Origin of the sequence: Bradyrhizobium sp., from assembly GCF_016213215.1 — a bacterium.
GTDB lineage: Bacteria > Pseudomonadota > Alphaproteobacteria > Rhizobiales > Xanthobacteraceae > Bradyrhizobium.
This window is the reverse complement of record NZ_JACRAW010000006.1, coordinates 70,273-84,974: the sequence shown is the minus strand read 5'-3', so window position 1 is coordinate 84,974 and position 14,702 is coordinate 70,273. Positions and strand designations below refer to the sequence as shown.

Below are 14,702 nucleotides of genomic sequence, written 5' to 3'. Positions count from 1 at the left end.
GATCATCGAGTACATCAAGGGCAAGCCCGTGATCCACCACGATCGCAAATACCAGGTCATGACCAATTCCCCGGTCTTCAAGGAGCAGTTGGCGCTGAACGCCTATTGGAAGGAGGTCGGCGGCATGGTGATGCTGCCCGGTACGAACCGCGCCGCGGATCGCTTCGCGCGTGCTTCCTTCTACGTCGAGGCGCTGCCAAAGAACCAGACGCCCGATCGCGCCGTAGCCAGCGTCTTCAGCGTGATCCGCAACGTGTCCGTTCCGTTCGGCATATCAACCCCGACCGCGCCGAACATCTCGTCGACGCGCTGGCGCACCGTCGCCGATCATCAGCGCAAGCTCTATTTCTTCGAATCCGTGCTGACGCCCAACACCTTCTGGGTGGACCTGAAGGCTGCCGATCTTTCTCCGGATACGGGTAAGGTGAAGAAGCTCGATCTGGGCCCCGACCAGTCGAACGCCTTCTCGGGTGAAGTGACCGGCAGATTTCGCGAGGCCGAGCCGTTCAAGTTCTTAGGGCTCCCGATGTAAGGCGGGCCGAGTGTGCAGGCTGCATTCCAGGCTTGCGCCTAATGGCCGCTCGTGAGGAACGGGAAGAAGCCGATCACGATTTCCAGAACGATCAGGATGACGATGGCGAGCTCGACCCGCAGCGAGCGGCGGGTATCGATGATGTCGGTCAGCGCGTTTGCGGTTTCCGAGATCGCCGTCAATTTGCGTTCGAGCGCATCCAGCCGCTCCTTGAGCTCGTATTCGTCCTCAAGCCGGGCGTAGAGCCGATCCAGTTCCGGCTTTTCCCACAGCACGTCCGGCTTCTCGCCGATGGCGACGCGGCCGGAGACGCGCTGCTGGACGAGCAGCGCGTTGCCGATCAATTGCAGGATCGCCTTGCGACGATACGGCGTTTTACCCTTTTCCGCCAGATCGCGTGCGAATGGTTCGATGATGTCGAACACCGCGGCGACCCTGCGCTCGTCGCGCGCCAGGGCCGTGCTCTTGGCCAGCGCGTCCGCGATCAGGAGCAGGCGATCATCGGAGAACTTGCTGATGCAGATCGGTCCGCCCGGTGGAATGGCTTCCGCAGATTCCTCGCTGCAGATCTGCGCCTGCGCCGTCTCTTCTTCGTACGGGGGGAGCTCGCCTGAGACGCGCGGCTTTATGGTTTCGATGAACGCAATCTGCTCCGAGGGCAAGAGCCCGATCAAGACCACGACGCCGTAACGGAAGATGACGGCAAGCCCGGAGTGAAGACGGAACGCGACCGGCACCGAGGATACGAGTTCACCAATCTCGAGGCCGGCTGGATTGATCCGGTCTCCCAGCATCAACGCCCGTATCGTAAGAGTTTGTGCTGCCGACTCGATCTTCCCGGGAGCGTCTGCCATCTCGCGCGCCCTGTTGCGGCTGTCTAGTCGAGTATTCTGGAGGGAACGATCGTGAGCCGATAGGCGACCTGCGTCGAACCGTCAAAGGCCTCGAGAACGAAATCGCACACGGGGCAGCGAAACTGACCCCCTGTTCCTTTGATGGACGACAGCTCCAAGCGGCGGAAGCCGGCTCCACATCGGGGGCAGATCGCGTCACCTTTCTTCATGTCGCGTGGCTTTCGCTGTTTTCAAAGCCGCCATTAGCAAGAGAACTATAGCATCCCGCACCTGCGCTAGCCAGCTCTGGAGCGGGGAATGCCCCAGCGAGATTGCGGAATTCGACCGAATTGGCGCCTTTCAGCAGCAGACTTGATACCTTGGTATGCACGAGATTCGCAGCCGGCATCCAGTCAATGCGATTGCAGTTGCCACGAGCCGATGATGCCGAACCGGCTGTCGCTGGCATCCTGGCGAAACAGCGCGATCCGGTCGATCGGGAGCGCTTCGAGGCGAAGCTGCGCGAGTTGTGTCCGCAACATCTCGAGTACCTGACCGCGGCGAGCTTCGTCAAGCCGGCCGGTCAGGGTCATGTGAAAGCGAAACTCTTCCATCACATAGGGATAGCCCCATCGATCGAGATATTCGCGTTGTCTCGCAGTAAGCAGCTCGGGACTTCGCCGTTCGCGATCGGCCGCGGTGAGCGGGCCACGAAACGCATCGAAGTCGCGCACGCAATCGGCCGCAAGCTGCTGGAGCGGCGTCGATATCCCGGCGGGGATGACGGCAAGAAAGCCACTGATCGCGTCAACGATCGGCCTGATCACCGGGATCGGTCGCGCCTTGGCGGCGAAGGCTGCGCAGGCGGCGACGAGCTCGGCCTCCGTCTTGCCGTCAGCCAGCGAGAGCGGAGCCTTCAGCGTGGCATGGAAGCCGTACTTTCGCGGATCGGCAGACAATTCCCGCCAGTCTGGTGCGGTTTGCAGGGCGTCCGCGGGGAAAGGCGCGCTGCTCGCCGTGTAGGCGTCATAGCCGAGCAAGGTGCTGCCAAAGAGCCAAAGATCGCTGGCGGGCCGAGGTGCATAATAAATCGCATAGCGGGGAAAGGCTGACATTGGCAAAGCATAGCCGCTTTATTCGGCTGCGACAGCCTTTGGCAGAGCGGTCGAAACAGTGAGGCGCTCGGCCTCGGTCAAATGCATGAGCCGGCCTCGCCCAATCGCGGCGACGACGCGCGGCCTGAGCGGCAAGGCGTCGTCGACAAGAATGAGGTCGGCGCGATGACCTTCCGCCAGCACGCCGCGGTCGAAGAGGCCGGCGGCGCGCGCCGGCCCCGCCGAGATCAGCTGCCAGGCCTCAGGCAGCGGCAGCACGTCATCCGCGGCGAGGCGAAACGCTGCGAGCAGCGGCGCCGGGTAGTAGTAGTCGGAAGCCAGCACCGTGCACAGGCCGTTGGCGATCATGTCGGCCGCTCTGACCCAGCCGGTGTGGCTGCTGCCGCGCACGACGTTGGGCGCGCCAAATACGATTGCATCACCGTTTTCTGCCGCTTCCCGCGCGGTCTCCTCGTTGATCGGAAACTCCGCGATCTCGACACCTTGCGCGCGAAACGCCTTGCGCATCGCGGGCGTCTCGTCGTCATGCGAGAGCATGCGCACACCGGCCGCGCGCGCCGCTGTTGCCAGTCGCAAGATGGAGGCGGGCACCTCCTGGGCGCGGGAAACGACGCGTGCGACCAGATCGTCGAACGCCTCACCGGAGAGCCCGGTGCGCTCGACCATGCGGGACCGCTTCTGCGGCTTTGCAAGGTTCGCCACCGTGCTGTCTATGTGGTCGTTGAAGGCGAGCAGATCGACAAGCCCCGACGAAAGCCACCGGCCGATTTCGGCCTCGGCGTCGAGATTGTAGGTCTCGTGGCGCAAATGGAAGCGCGTATCGGCGGCAAATTGCGGTCGCAGACGCTTGATCGCCTCGAGCAGCTCCTTGGTGCTGTCGCCGCTGCGCAAGCCCGGCTCCCAGGACCATGTCGCGGCGTGAAACACCGTGGTGATGCCGTTTCCAATGGCTTGGCGATCGCTTTCCACAAGCGCAACATCGATCGGGAAATGGACGCCTGGGCGCGGCATCATCTGGCGCTCGAAGGCGTCGCCGTGCAGATCGATGATGCCCGGCAGCACCAAAAGGCCCCCCGCGTCGATGGCAAGTGCCGCGCGGAAACCGGGGGCGTCCATGGTTGCGATCTCGCCGCCGGCGATGCCAAGTGAAGTCTCAACGATCTCCGTGCCGACAAGCGTCCGGCCGCCTTCAATCAGGATATCGATCACGCGACGACACTCTGCTTCTTGGCGGAGAATCGGCCAGCGGCGACCATAGGCTCGTATTTCGTAAGGAAGTCCTCGACAGAGAGCTTCCGGAAATCAGGCAGGGCGCTGCGCAGGCTGCCGTGGTCCCAGTCCCACCAGGCGAGCTCCGCAAGACGGCCGGCGATATCTTCGGAAAACCGTCGCCTGATCGGCCGCGCCGGATTTCCGGCGACGTTGGTATAGGCCGGTACGTCCTTGGTCACGATGGCGCCGGCCGCGACCAGGGCACCGGTCCCGATATTGCGGCCGGCAAGCACGACCGCGCCGTGCCCGATCCAGACGTCGTGGCCGATGTGAACGTGATAGGAGCGGCGCCAGTCGAAGAATTCGGCGTCGTCGCTCTCGCCGGGAAAATAGGCGCTGGCGCGATACGTGAAATGCGCCTGAGCCGCCCGATGCATGGGATGGTTGCCCGGATTGATGCGAGTCATCGCCGCAATCGAGCAGAATTTGCCGATGCTGGTGTAGGTGATCTGGGAGTCGTTGACGACGTACGAGTAGTCGCTCATGGAAACTTCGTGCAGGATAGTGCGGGGACCGACCTCGCAATAAGCACCCAGGCTCGTCTCGTGCAGCCTTGCACTGGGATCGACGGTCGCTTGAGCCGAAAGCACTTTTGCCGCCATGGGATTTCCGTCCGCATCAATTTCGGGAGCAAGTGATCGTCATCGACGCGGTCGATGACGATGGTGTGACGATCGTGTGACAAGCGCAGTGCATGTGGACGGTCGCCCGCTCCAGCGTGTTTGTCACACAACTGTAAAAGGCCGGCGTTAGCGATTGGCATGGCTGGGGCATGATCCGGAAAGTGCAACGCACCATCCGAAAAGCATGCTTCAGGAGAACAAGAGCGAGCCGGATGAATCTCGAAGAAGATCATCTGGCGCTGATCCGGGAGCCTCGCATGCTGGTGGTGGAAGGTCTGACGTGCCGTTTCGGCGCTAAGGCCGCGGTCGACAATGCTTCCTTCTCGATTTCGCGCGGCGGCTTTGTCGGCGTCATCGGCCGTTCGGGCGCCGGCAAGTCCACGCTGCTGCGCACGATAAATCGGCTGGTAGCCCCGGCGGAGGGACGCGTTCGGTTCGAGGGAACAGACGTCACCGCGCTGCGCGGCAAGGAGCTGAGACAGTGGCGCGCGCGGGCGGCCATGATCTTCCAGCAGTTCAACCTGGTCGGCCGGCTCGACGTCCTGACCAACGTTTTGATGGGGCGTCTAGCCGCGATGCCGGCCTGGCGCTCGCTGACGCAAGTCTGGCCCGAATCGGACAGGGCGCTTGCAATGTCGGCGCTGGAGCAATTCGACATGGCCTCGTTCGCCGCGCAACGCGCCGACCAGCTCTCGGGAGGCCAGCAGCAGCGCGTGGCAATTGCTCGTGCGCTGGTCCAGCAACCGGACCTCATTCTGGCGGACGAGCCGATCGCCTCGCTCGATCCCCGCAATACCAAGATCGTCATGGATGCGCTGCTGCGCATCAACAAGCACTTTGGCATCACCGTGATCTGCAACCTGCATTCGCTGGATCTGGCGCGCAGCTGTTGCGACCGCCTGATCGGCATGGCGGCGGGTCGCGTGGTGTTCGATGGAGCGCCATCGATGCTGACGGATCAAATCGCCCGCGAACTGTACGATCTCGAGGCAGCCGAGGTCATCGGCGGCACGGTGGCTCCCGCCCCCGAGGTCGCGGCCATTCCGGCTCTCGGCACCGCCGCGGCAGCCTGAGCTCAGCGTCTCGCACGTACCGAAATTCGGCCAACCACGCAGGACACCCTATGATCAATCGCCGCCTGATCTTCGCTGGCGCATTTGCGCTCGCCTTCACGACTTCCGCCGCATTTGCGCAGGACTGGAAAGCAAAATATCCGGAATTGGTGATGGCCCTGGTGCCAGCCGAAAATGCCACAGGTGTCTTGGCGCGTGTCGGACCGTTTGCTGAATACTTGACCAAGGAACTTGGCGTCAAAGTCACGTTGCGGGTCGCCAATGATTACACGGCGGTGATCGAGGGTCAGAAGAACCGGCAAATCCATATTGGTCAGTATGGGCCGGGTTCCTACGCGCGGGCGAACACTGTGTCCGGCGGCAACGTCATTCCGTTTGTGACCTTGCGCAACTCGGGCGGCGTCATCGGCTACTACTCGGTGATGTATGTGCGGGCCGAAAGTGAGTACAAGTCGGTCGCCGACCTCAAAGGGAAGACTCTTGGGTTCGTAGATGTCGAATCGACGTCCGGGTTCAAGGCACCCACGTTCTTCCTGGCGAACCAGGGGTTCCCAATCGAAAAACACTTCAAACTCGCGCAACCCACCGGCAGCCACGAGAACGCGATTTTCGCGCTTGCCGCTGGGACCGTCGATGCGGCGGTCAATTGGTGGAACGCGGAAGATGATTCGAATCTGAGACGCATGCTCACCAAAGGGATGCTGAAGAAGGCGGACGGCACTGCGATGACGCCATCCGATTTCCGCATCGTCTGGAAGTCGCCATTGCTTCCGGGCTCACCCTTCGCGCTTCTTGCCGACATGCCGGAGGATTTGAGAGCGGCAATTGTACAGGCGTTTCTTGACGCTCCGAAGAAGAACAAGGCTGCGTTCGACGCCCTGACCGACGGCAAGGTGGAGAACTTTGCTCGAGTCTCGAAGGAGGACTACGTCGAGTCGGTCAAGATGAACTTGTGGCTCGACGAGCAGCGAAAGCACAGGGGCAACTGACCTCGTGTCATCGCACTGTCATTCAATCCGCCGATCGTTCTCTTCAATCTCTGGAGGAAGAAAACCAATGATTACGCGCCGCAATCTCCTGGCTCTGACCATGAGCCTAGCGCTGACGGCTCCGGCCGCGGCCCAATCCTGGAAGGACAAATACCCCGAGTTGGTCCTGGCGATTGTGCCCGCCGAGAATGCGACGGGGACGCTCGAGCGCTATACGCCGTTTGTGAATTATCTGTCCAAGGAACTCGGCGTTAAAGTGACCTTGCGAGTTGCCAGCGACTACACAGCGGTGATCGAAGGCCAGAAGAACAAGCAGATCCATGTTGGCTTTTATGGACCGGGATCGTATGCCCGGGCAAATACCGTCTCGGGCGGCAATGTGGTGCCGTTTGTCACGACAAAGAACAGCGATGGTTCAATCGGCTACTACTCGGTGATGTATGTTCGGGCCGACAGCCCCTACAAGTCGATCGAGGATCTGAAAGGAAAGATCCTGGGCTTTGTCGATGTGGAGTCGACCTCCGGCTTCAAAGCCCCGAATTTCTTCCTGACGCAGCAGGGGTTTCCGATCGACAAACATTTCAAGGTTGGCCAAACGACTGGTAGCCACGAGAACGCAGTACTGGCGTTGGCTGCCGGAACGGTCGATGCCGCCGTCAACTGGTGGAACTCGGAGGACGATTCAAACCTGACGCGAATGTTGCGCAAAGGGATGGTCAAGAAGCCGGACGGGACAGCCATGAAGAAGGAAGACTTCCGTATCGCATGGAAGTCGCCGCTTCTGCCGGGTTCGCCTTTTGCCTATCTGGCCGACTTGCCGGACGACCTGAAGAAGGCGATCACGAAAGCGTTCGTGGAAGCACCGCAAAAGGACAAGGAGTCGTTTGCCAAGCTTTCGGACGGCAAGGATCGCGGCTTTGTCGAGGTAACCGCGAAAGACTACGAAGAATCGGTGAAGATGAACCTTTGGCTCGACGAACAGCGAAAGAAGAAGGCCTCCTAACGCGCATTTACTTTGCTGCGGGTGCGGCTGTTTCGGCCACCCGCAGCATTTGCTTATTGCTTGCGGCGACTTGCGGAATTTGGAATCTTGAACAGTCCTGTTTATCGCTTATCCGATCAGCAGATCGCTGTGCTGCTCGGCCACTACAGCGCCGCAGTAGCGGCGAAGCGCCGGCGCGCCCTGCTTTTCGCTCTTGCGGTTGCGCTTTGCGCTACGCTGGCGGTTTGGGGCGGAGAGGTCGACCTTCGCAAGTTTGTCGAAGGGCTTCCGAGATTGTGGAGCTATTTTCACGACATCATGCCGAAGCTACGGCTGACGCATTTCAGCGCCGACTTCGCCGAATGGTTTTGGAATTGGGACGTCTGGCTGTCGCTCCTGGCTGAAACGCTGCTCGTGGCCTATGTCGGAACCTTTCTTGGCGCGACAATCGGTTTTGCTCTTTGCTTCCTTGCGAGTGCAAATCTGGTGAAGAATGCGTTCGCACGCGCCTGTGTCCGCCGGTCTCTTGAGTTCTGTCGCACTGTGCCGGATATCGTGTTCGCGCTGCTATTTGTCTATGCGCTGGGTCTCGGGCCGGTTCCCGGAGTGGTTGCTATCGCCATCCATACGACTGGCGCGCTTGGCAAGCAACTTGCCGAGGTTGTCGAGAACATCGACATGAAACAAGTGGAGGGCGTTCGCTCAACTGGAGCGACCTGGGTAGAGCAAATCCGCTTCGCCGTGGTGCCTCAGGTCCTGTCGAACTTCGTGAGCTATACGCTCATGCGTTTCGAGATTAACGTGCGCGGGGCATCGGTGATGGGCTTTGTCGGAGCCGGCGGTATCGGCCAGGAGCTTCTGAGCTCAATCCGCCAATTCTACTATTCGGACGTCAGCGCAATTCTGTTGATGATCATCGTGACGGTGTCCGTCATTGATCTCCTCACTGAACGCCTGCGCCACCGACTGCTCGGCATTGAAGGTCGCCAATGATGTCGCGAACCGCTCGTCTCACGGATGTCGACAGAGGCCGGCTCGCGGAATCCTATCCAGACGTTTTCAGGCCATCGCCCTGGCAGCGAGTTAAAGCACTCACCGTCATCGTTGCACTTGTCGGAATGTTCCTCTTTGGCATGGTTTGGCTGGGCTTCTCGTTCGAGAAGCTGGCGACCGGCATAGGCCGTCTCGGTGTTGTTGTCGGCTTGATGTTTCCGCCAAGCTCCGGCGGGTTGCTTCATCTCTATCTCAAGGGCCTAGCAGAAACGCTGGCGATCGCCTTTCTCGGCACGATGCTGGCATCGCTCCTGGCGTTTCCGGTGGCGTTCGTCGCCGCGAAGAACGTTGTAGGTCAACGCATCCTGCATTTCCTGTCGCGCCGCTTTCTCGACACGATACGAGGGGTCGATACGCTGATCTGGGCGCTCATCTTCATCAATGTGGTCGGGCTTGGACCATTTGCCGGAATTTTGGCGGTAGCGATGTCCGACTTCGGGACGTTCGGAAAGCTCTTTTCCGAGGCGATTGAGGCGGCCGATACCGGGCCGGTCGACGGTGTGACTTCAACCGGGGGATCGGTGCTTCATGAGATACGATTTGGCATCGTTCCTCAGGTGCTGCCGATCATGCTGAGCCAGGTGCTATATTACTTCGAGTCGAATACGCGCTCCGCGACCGTCATCGGCATTGTCGGCGCAGGTGGAATCGGTCTTTACCTTTCGAACGAAATACATCAGCAGAACTGGGATCGTGTTGCATTCTTGATCGTCATCATCCTCATTACGGTTGCGGCGATCGATTATGTTTCCTCTCGTCTGCGATTCGCGCTCATTGGCCGCGCCGTTATCGCGCACGACTAGGGACAGTTCACGCATTCTCCACCAAAAACTCGACCCGCTCGGCCGCAAAGCGAGAGCGCATTGCCACCAGCGGTGTGCCGTCCGGATCGACATCGGTGGCGTCCACCACCAGGATCGGGCGCCCCAGCGCCAGATCGAGCCGCGCCGCGTCAGTCGCGTCGACGATGACCGCTGTAATCCGGGTCGAGCCGCGGCGGTAGTCGCGGATGCCGTAGTGCTTGATCAGTTTTGTCATCGAGCGGGTGGCGGCGAAGACGCGTCCTGCGTCCGGAAAACGCTCGGCCGACAGCCAGGAGGTCGAGACGCAGATTGGCGTTCGGTCGGCAAGGCGTAGCGCCTCGATCCGGATCAGCGGCGCGCCAGTCTTCAGACCCAATTCTCGCGCCAGTTCACGGCTCGCTACAGCTTCGGTCGCTTCGATCAATTGTCCGCGCGGCTCGCGGCCGCCGGCGCCGACGATCTCGGAGAACCGTGTCCGCGCGCGCAGGGGATAGGCGAGGCGCTGCGCCTCGACATAGGTACCGCTGCCGCGCTCGGCGCGGACCAGACCGCGCTCGGCGAGTGCCGCGAGGGCGCGCCGCACCGTGTGACGATTGACGCGATAAATTTCGGCGATTTCGGTTTCGCCGGGCAATCGCTCGCCGGCCGGAAACTTGCCGTCGGCGATACCGCGCTCGATGCTGTCGGCGACCTGCCGCCAAAGCGCAACGCCGGATCCTGTCTCCTGCAAGGTCATGGCGTGGACCGGTCAAAGAACCACAGTGGAGAAATCATGGTGCTGTCACGAAAACGTCATGGCGTCTGGCTAACAAGTTGTCTAGTATCATAGACAACTTCAATCCGGCAAGGTCGATATGGCGGCAGGCGATCGGGACAGCAACCAGGCAAGGCGAAAAGCCGCAATGGCGGTGCTCGCGCAAGCGGATACGCGCGAGATCGCAAAGTGTCTGCAGTCCATTGCGGTGCCTGCTCATGAGGATCTGCGCGAGCCGGAAAACGGTCTCATCATGCTGCGGGGCCGGATCGGCGGCGACGGGGCGCCGTTCAACCTGGGCGAAGCTACCGTGTCCCGTGCGGCCGTGCGGCTTTCCACCGGCGAGGTCGGGTTAGGCTATGCGCTCGGCCGCGACCGCGAGAAAGCGCGACTGATCGCGCTGTGCGACGCCCTCGTGCAGTCGGAGCGGCTTTGCGATTCGGTCGAAACGCTTATCATCGCGCCGCTTCGCGCGGATATACTCGCGAAGCGACGACATAAGGCCGCGCAGACGGCGGCAACGAAGGTGGATTTCTACACCATGGTGCGTGGGGAGGGCTGATAGCGATGGCGACGATTGCGGAGCTGCCGCCGGGCTTCGCCGGCAAGGTGCTGTCGGCACAATCGACGTTTCGCTCGGTCATGGACGCCATGGCGCGGCCGGGGAGCATCAATCGTATTGCACCGGTAGCAGGTACGCCCGGTGCCATGATGCGCGGCACGGCGGCCATCGCGCTGACGCTGTTCGATCATGACACTCCGCTCTGGCTCGATCGGGAAATGGCGGGCAGTTCCGATGTGGTCACGTGGCTGAAGTTTCACACCGGGGCTCCGATCGTTGCCGAGCCCTCGATCTGCGGCTTCGCGCTGATTGCCGATGGCGGCGCGCTTCCTGCGCTGGAGCGTTTTGCCCTGGGCAGCAACGAGTATCCGGATCGGTCGACGACAGTGATCATCCAGGTCGGAGACTTCGGCGCCGGCGACACGTTTCGGCTGCGCGGCCCGGGTATTGACGGTATGGCGTCGCTTCAGGCCAGGATGCAGCCGGCCGATCTCTTCGAGCGGCTCCAGAACAACGAAACGCTGTTTCCGCGCGGCATCGACGTGGTGCTGGTCGCCGACGATGCCATCGTCGCGATTCCGCGCACCGCGCGTCTTGTCAGGAAGGAAAGCTGAGCATGTATGTCGCAGTCAAGGGCGGTGAGCGTGCCATTGAAAATGCGCATCGCCTGCTGGCGCATGAGCGCCGCGGGGAGCGCAGCGTTCCCGAACTGGCGCTGGAGCAGATTGCGCAGCAGCTCGGGCTTGCGGTCGATCGTGTCATGACCGAAGGCTCACTCTACGACCGCGAGCTTGCGGCGCTCGCGATCAAGCAGGCGAGGGGCGACATGATCGAGGCGATCTTCCTCATGCGCGCGTTCCGTGCCACACTGCCGCGCTTCGGGTCCAGCGAACCGGTCGACACCGGGGCGATGCAGATCCATCGTCGTATCTCCTCGACGTTCAAGGATATTCCTGGCGGCCAGATTCTCGGTCCGACCTTCGACTACACGCATCGCCTGCTGGACGCGCAGCTGGCCGACGGCTTTGTTCCCGAGGAGCCGGCAACAGCGGAAGCGGCGGCGCCCGCCACGCCACGCGTCACCGATTTCCTGGGCCGCGACGGCTTGATTGAGCGGTCGCCGGGGGCGGAGCCGGACGCCGCCGTGGGCGATCTCACGCGCGAGCCCTTGAGTTTTCCGGCTGAGCGCGACCTGCGGCTGCAAAATCTGGCGCGCGGGGACGAAGGCTTCTTGCTTGCGCTCGGTTACTCCTCGCAGCGTGGCTATGGCCGGAATCACCCCTTTGCCGGCGAGATCCGCTTTGGCGAGGTTGAAGTCGAGTTCTTCGCCGAGGATGCCGGCTTTGCCGTGCCGCTTGGCTCGATCGCGCTTACCGAATGCCAGATGGTCAACCAGTTCAAGGGTTCTGCGACGGAAGCGCCGTGCTTTACCCGCGGCTACGGTCTTGCCTTCGGACAAAGCGAGCGCAAGGCGATGTCGATGGCTCTCGTCGACCGGGCCTTGCGCGCCCGCGAGCTTGGCGAGGAGATCACTGCCGCGGTCCAGGACGAGGAATTCGTGATGTCGCATTCGGATAATGTCCAGGCGACAGGCTTTGTCGAGCATCTCAAGCTCCCGCACTACGTCGACTTCCAGTCCGAACTCGGTCTGCTTCGCAAGCTTCGCAAGGAGTTTGCCGACGCCAATGACGTCGAGCCGTTGCAGGAGGCCGCGGAATGAACGCCCCGGTTTACAACTTCGCGTACCTCGACGAGCAGACCAAGCGGATGATCCGGCGCGCGATCCTGAAGGCGATCGCGATTCCCGGCTACCAGGTGCCGTTCGCCAGCCGCGAAATGCCGATGCCCTACGGCTGGGGCACCGGCGGCGTACAGGTGACGGCTTCGATCCTTGGTCCTGACGACGTGCTGAAGGTCATCGACCAGGGATCGGATGACACCACCAACGCCATCTCGATCCGGAAGTTCTTCGCCAAGACCGCGGGCGTCGCCACCACGACCGAAACAGCGCAGGCGACGGTCGTGCAAACCCGCCACCGGATTCCAGAGACGCCGCTGAAGGCGGGTCAGGTTCTGGTTTATCAGGTGCCGATTCCGGAGCCGCTCCGCTTTCTCGAGCCGCGCGAGACCGAGACGCGGCGGATGCACGCGCTGGCCGAATATGGCCTGATGCATGTCAAGCTTTACGAGGACATCGCGCGGTTCGGCCACATCGCGACGTCCTACGCCTATCCTGTGAAGGTGAACGGACGTTACGTCATGGATCCGTCGCCGACGCCCAAGTTCGACAATCCGAAAATGGACAATTCTCCGGCGCTGCAGTTGTTCGGCGCCGGCCGTGAGAAGCGGATCTATGCGATCCCGCCCTACACGACCGTGGTATCGCTCGACTTCGAGGATCACCCGTTCGTGCCCTACCGGCACGATGCGCCTTGCGCGCTGTGCGGAGCGGAGAACTCCTATCTCGACGAGATCGTGACCGATGACAAGGGCGGGCGCATGTTCGTGTGTTCGGACACCGACTATTGCGAAAGCCGGCAGCTGGCCGGCCATCGCGGCAGTCAGAATGCGGCACCTTACAAGGAGAGGGTGCATGGCTGAAGGCGAAACGAGGCTTGAACGCAATGAGCCGCTTCTGATCGCGGAAGGTCTCAGCAGGTCCTACGGCCGGATTGCCGCCTGCCGCGACGTCTCTTTCTTGCTCTATCCCGGCGAGGTGCTTGCCATCGTCGGCGAATCCGGCTCGGGCAAGTCGACACTGTTGCAGCTGCTGTCGGGCCAGCTCTCGCCGAGCGCGGGGCGCGTGTCCTACCGGATGCGCGACGGAGTGACGCGCGACCTTGCTGCCCTGGGTGAAGCCGAGCGACGCTTCCTGTTCCGCACGGATTGGGGCTACGTGCACCAGGACCCCGCACAGGGGTTGCGCATGGCCGTGTCAGCGGGCGCCAATGTCGGCGAGCGGTTGATGGCGATCGGCTGGAACCACTACGGCCGGATCCGGGAGAGCGCCGCATCCTGGCTAGATCGCGTCGAGATCGACCTCGCGCGAATCGACGATGCGCCGCGGACCTATTCGGGCGGCATGCGGCAGCGTCTTCAGATCGCCCGCAATCTCGTGACCGAGCCGCGCCTGGTGTTCATGGACGAGCCGACCGGCGGGCTCGACGTGTCGGTGCAGGCGCGCCTGCTCGATCTGTTGCGCAACCTTGTCGGCGAGCTGAACCTGGCCGCCGTCATAGTCACCCACGACCTGGCGGTGGCGCGCCTGTTGTCGCATCGTGTGATGGTGATGAAGGGCGGACAGGTGATCGAGAGCGGTCTGACCGACCAGGTGCTCGACGATCCGCGCGAGCCCTATACACAATTGCTGGTTTCTTCAATTTTGCCACCATGAGCCCGAAATGACTGCTGTAATCGAAATTGTCGAAGCTGCTAAGACCTTTACCATGCATCTGCAGGGAGGAATTGACCTGCCGGTCGTACGTGGGGTGTCGTTTCACGTCGAGCCGGGTGAATGCGTTGTGCTGTCGGGGCCATCCGGTGCAGGCAAGTCCTCCATCCTGAAGATGATCTTCGGCAATTACCGTTGCGATTCAGGTCGCATCGCGATTCGCCATCATGGCGAGCTGATCGATGTCGCGAAGGCCGAACCCCGGCAAGTGCTCAACGTGAGGCGGAGCACGATCGGCTATGTCAGCCAGTTCCTGCGCGCGGTGCCGAGGGTCGCTGCCATCGATATCGTGGCCGAGCCGCTGATCGTGAGCGGGGCAGCACGCGCAGAGGCGCGCGAACGAGCCGGCGCGCTGCTCCAACGCCTCAATATTCCCGAGCGGCTCTGGGTGCTGCCGCCATCGACATTTTCCGGCGGTGAGCAACAAAGGGTCAACATCGCGCGCGGTTTTGTTTCCGACCTGCCGATCCTGCTCCTGGATGAGCCGACTGCTTCGCTCGATGCTGCCAACCGGGCCGTCGTGGTGGAGTTGATCGAAGAAAAGAAGCGCCGGGGGACCGCCATGGTTGCGATCGTGCATGACGACGAGATCCGCCATCTGATCGCCGACCGTATCATCGACGTCACGGCCTTTGCCGCCGCCGCATGAAGGACTCCCAA

General features: G+C 61.9%; 17 protein-coding genes. 12 read left to right on the top strand and 5 right to left on the bottom strand.

Annotated elements, in window-relative coordinates; all coding sequences use genetic code 11:
- The coding region (locus HY852_RS01245) for a linear amide C-N hydrolase (RefSeq protein WP_291601896.1) at positions 1–532 on the top strand (532 nt) is incomplete at its 5' end.
- A gap of 38 nt (positions 533–570) precedes the next feature.
- Here HY852_RS01245 and HY852_RS01240 read toward each other — a convergent pair.
- From HY852_RS01240 to HY852_RS01220, 4 genes are all read right to left on the bottom strand, one after another.
- The gene (locus HY852_RS01240) at positions 571–1,386 is read right to left on the bottom strand and encodes an RMD1 family protein (protein WP_291601893.1); all 816 of its coding nucleotides are present in this window, start codon (positions 1,384–1,386) and stop codon (positions 571–573) included.
- A gap of 392 nt (positions 1,387–1,778) precedes the next feature.
- The gene (locus tag HY852_RS01230; RefSeq protein ID WP_291601890.1) at positions 1,779–2,480 is read right to left on the bottom strand and encodes a DUF1045 domain-containing protein; all 702 of its coding nucleotides are present in this window, start codon (positions 2,478–2,480) and stop codon (positions 1,779–1,781) included.
- 18 nt (positions 2,481–2,498) lie between these two features.
- Positions 2,499–3,689, bottom strand: coding sequence for an alpha-D-ribose 1-methylphosphonate 5-triphosphate diphosphatase (locus tag HY852_RS01225; RefSeq protein WP_291601889.1), 1,191 nt, complete (start codon positions 3,687–3,689; stop codon positions 2,499–2,501).
- Entirely contained in the window at positions 3,686–4,354 is a 669-nt protein-coding gene (locus tag HY852_RS01220) for a chloramphenicol acetyltransferase (RefSeq protein ID WP_291601887.1), read from the bottom strand. The genes HY852_RS01225 and HY852_RS01220 overlap by 4 nt, the downstream gene beginning before the upstream one ends.
- 278 nt (positions 4,355–4,632) lie before the next feature.
- On the opposite strand from HY852_RS01220, the gene phnC reads away from it, so the two are divergent.
- The 5 genes from phnC to phnE (HY852_RS01195) all read left to right on the top strand — a co-directional run bounded on the left by phnC (position 4,633) and on the right by phnE (HY852_RS01195) (position 9,275).
- Complete coding sequence (gene phnC / locus HY852_RS01215; RefSeq protein WP_291601910.1) at positions 4,633–5,448, top strand: phosphonate ABC transporter ATP-binding protein; 816 nt, start codon at positions 4,633–4,635, stop codon at positions 5,446–5,448.
- A 50-nt stretch (positions 5,449–5,498) separates the two neighbouring features.
- Positions 5,499–6,437 (top strand): phosphonate ABC transporter substrate-binding protein, encoded by a 939-nt coding sequence (gene phnD, locus HY852_RS01210; protein ID WP_291601884.1) that lies wholly within the window; start codon positions 5,499–5,501, stop codon positions 6,435–6,437.
- Positions 6,438–6,504: 67 nt separating this feature from the next.
- Complete coding sequence (gene phnD, locus HY852_RS01205; RefSeq protein ID WP_291601909.1) at positions 6,505–7,440, top strand: phosphonate ABC transporter substrate-binding protein; 936 nt, start codon at positions 6,505–6,507, stop codon at positions 7,438–7,440.
- Between the two features lie 87 nt (positions 7,441–7,527).
- Entirely contained in the window at positions 7,528–8,412 is an 885-nt protein-coding gene (gene phnE, locus HY852_RS01200; RefSeq protein ID WP_291601882.1) for a phosphonate ABC transporter, permease protein PhnE, read from the top strand.
- Entirely contained in the window at positions 8,412–9,275 is an 864-nt protein-coding gene (gene phnE, locus HY852_RS01195) for a phosphonate ABC transporter, permease protein PhnE (protein ID WP_291601908.1), read from the top strand. The genes phnE (HY852_RS01200) and phnE (HY852_RS01195) overlap by 1 nt, the downstream gene beginning before the upstream one ends.
- Before the next feature lie 7 nt (positions 9,276–9,282).
- Here phnE (HY852_RS01195) and phnF read toward each other — a convergent pair whose 3' ends face one another.
- Positions 9,283–10,011, bottom strand: coding sequence for a phosphonate metabolism transcriptional regulator PhnF (gene phnF, locus HY852_RS01190; RefSeq protein ID WP_291601881.1), 729 nt, complete (start codon positions 10,009–10,011; stop codon positions 9,283–9,285).
- 118 nt (positions 10,012–10,129) lie between these two features.
- Between phnF and phnG the strand changes: the two genes are divergently transcribed.
- From phnG to phnL, 6 genes are read left to right on the top strand one after another with little or no spacing between them, the layout of a single operon-like run.
- Positions 10,130–10,591, top strand: a complete 462-nt coding sequence (gene phnG / locus HY852_RS01185) for a phosphonate C-P lyase system protein PhnG (RefSeq protein ID WP_291601880.1) — start codon at positions 10,130–10,132, stop codon at positions 10,589–10,591.
- A gap of 5 nt (positions 10,592–10,596) precedes the next feature.
- Positions 10,597–11,205, top strand: a complete 609-nt coding sequence (gene phnH, locus HY852_RS01180; protein WP_291601878.1) for a phosphonate C-P lyase system protein PhnH — start codon at positions 10,597–10,599, stop codon at positions 11,203–11,205.
- Between the two features lie 2 nt (positions 11,206–11,207).
- Positions 11,208–12,311 (top strand): carbon-phosphorus lyase complex subunit PhnI, encoded by a 1,104-nt coding sequence (locus tag HY852_RS01175; protein ID WP_291601875.1) that lies wholly within the window; start codon positions 11,208–11,210, stop codon positions 12,309–12,311.
- The gene (locus HY852_RS01170; protein WP_291601874.1) at positions 12,308–13,192 is read left to right on the top strand and encodes an alpha-D-ribose 1-methylphosphonate 5-phosphate C-P-lyase PhnJ; all 885 of its coding nucleotides are present in this window, start codon (positions 12,308–12,310) and stop codon (positions 13,190–13,192) included. The genes HY852_RS01175 and HY852_RS01170 overlap by 4 nt, the downstream gene beginning before the upstream one ends.
- A complete protein-coding gene (phnK, locus tag HY852_RS01165) occupies positions 13,185–13,985 on the top strand; it encodes a phosphonate C-P lyase system protein PhnK (protein WP_291601871.1) in 801 nt (266 codons plus the stop codon). Before HY852_RS01170 ends, phnK begins: the two co-directional genes overlap by 8 nt.
- A gap of 7 nt (positions 13,986–13,992) precedes the next feature.
- On the top strand, positions 13,993–14,691 hold the full coding sequence (phnL, locus tag HY852_RS01160; protein WP_291601869.1) for a phosphonate C-P lyase system protein PhnL: 699 nt from the start codon (positions 13,993–13,995) through the stop codon (positions 14,689–14,691).
- Positions 14,692–14,702: the final 11 nt, after the last annotated feature.

Coding starts and splice junctions, on each gene's coding strand:
- phnL (WP_291601869.1), top strand. CDS start 13,993: ATGACTGCTGTAATCGAAATTGTCGAAGCTGCTAAGACCTTTACCATG.
- phnH (WP_291601878.1), top strand. CDS start 10,597: ATGGCGACGATTGCGGAGCTGCCGCCGGGCTTCGCCGGCAAGGTGCTG.
- phnF (WP_291601881.1), bottom strand. CDS start 10,011: ATGACCTTGCAGGAGACAGGATCCGGCGTTGCGCTTTGGCGGCAGGTC.
- phnG (WP_291601880.1), top strand. CDS start 10,130: ATGGCGGCAGGCGATCGGGACAGCAACCAGGCAAGGCGAAAAGCCGCA.
- HY852_RS01240 (WP_291601893.1), bottom strand. CDS start 1,386: ATGGCAGACGCTCCCGGGAAGATCGAGTCGGCAGCACAAACTCTTACG.
- phnC (WP_291601910.1), top strand. CDS start 4,633: ATGCTGGTGGTGGAAGGTCTGACGTGCCGTTTCGGCGCTAAGGCCGCG.
- phnD (WP_291601884.1), top strand. CDS start 5,499: ATGATCAATCGCCGCCTGATCTTCGCTGGCGCATTTGCGCTCGCCTTC.
- phnD (WP_291601909.1), top strand. CDS start 6,505: ATGATTACGCGCCGCAATCTCCTGGCTCTGACCATGAGCCTAGCGCTG.
- HY852_RS01175 (WP_291601875.1), top strand. CDS start 11,208: ATGTATGTCGCAGTCAAGGGCGGTGAGCGTGCCATTGAAAATGCGCAT.
- HY852_RS01230 (WP_291601890.1), bottom strand. CDS start 2,480: ATGTCAGCCTTTCCCCGCTATGCGATTTATTATGCACCTCGGCCCGCC.
- phnE (WP_291601908.1), top strand. CDS start 8,412: ATGTCGCGAACCGCTCGTCTCACGGATGTCGACAGAGGCCGGCTCGCG.
- HY852_RS01170 (WP_291601874.1), top strand. CDS start 12,308: ATGAACGCCCCGGTTTACAACTTCGCGTACCTCGACGAGCAGACCAAG.
- phnK (WP_291601871.1), top strand. CDS start 13,185: ATGGCTGAAGGCGAAACGAGGCTTGAACGCAATGAGCCGCTTCTGATC.
- HY852_RS01220 (WP_291601887.1), bottom strand. CDS start 4,354: ATGGCGGCAAAAGTGCTTTCGGCTCAAGCGACCGTCGATCCCAGTGCA.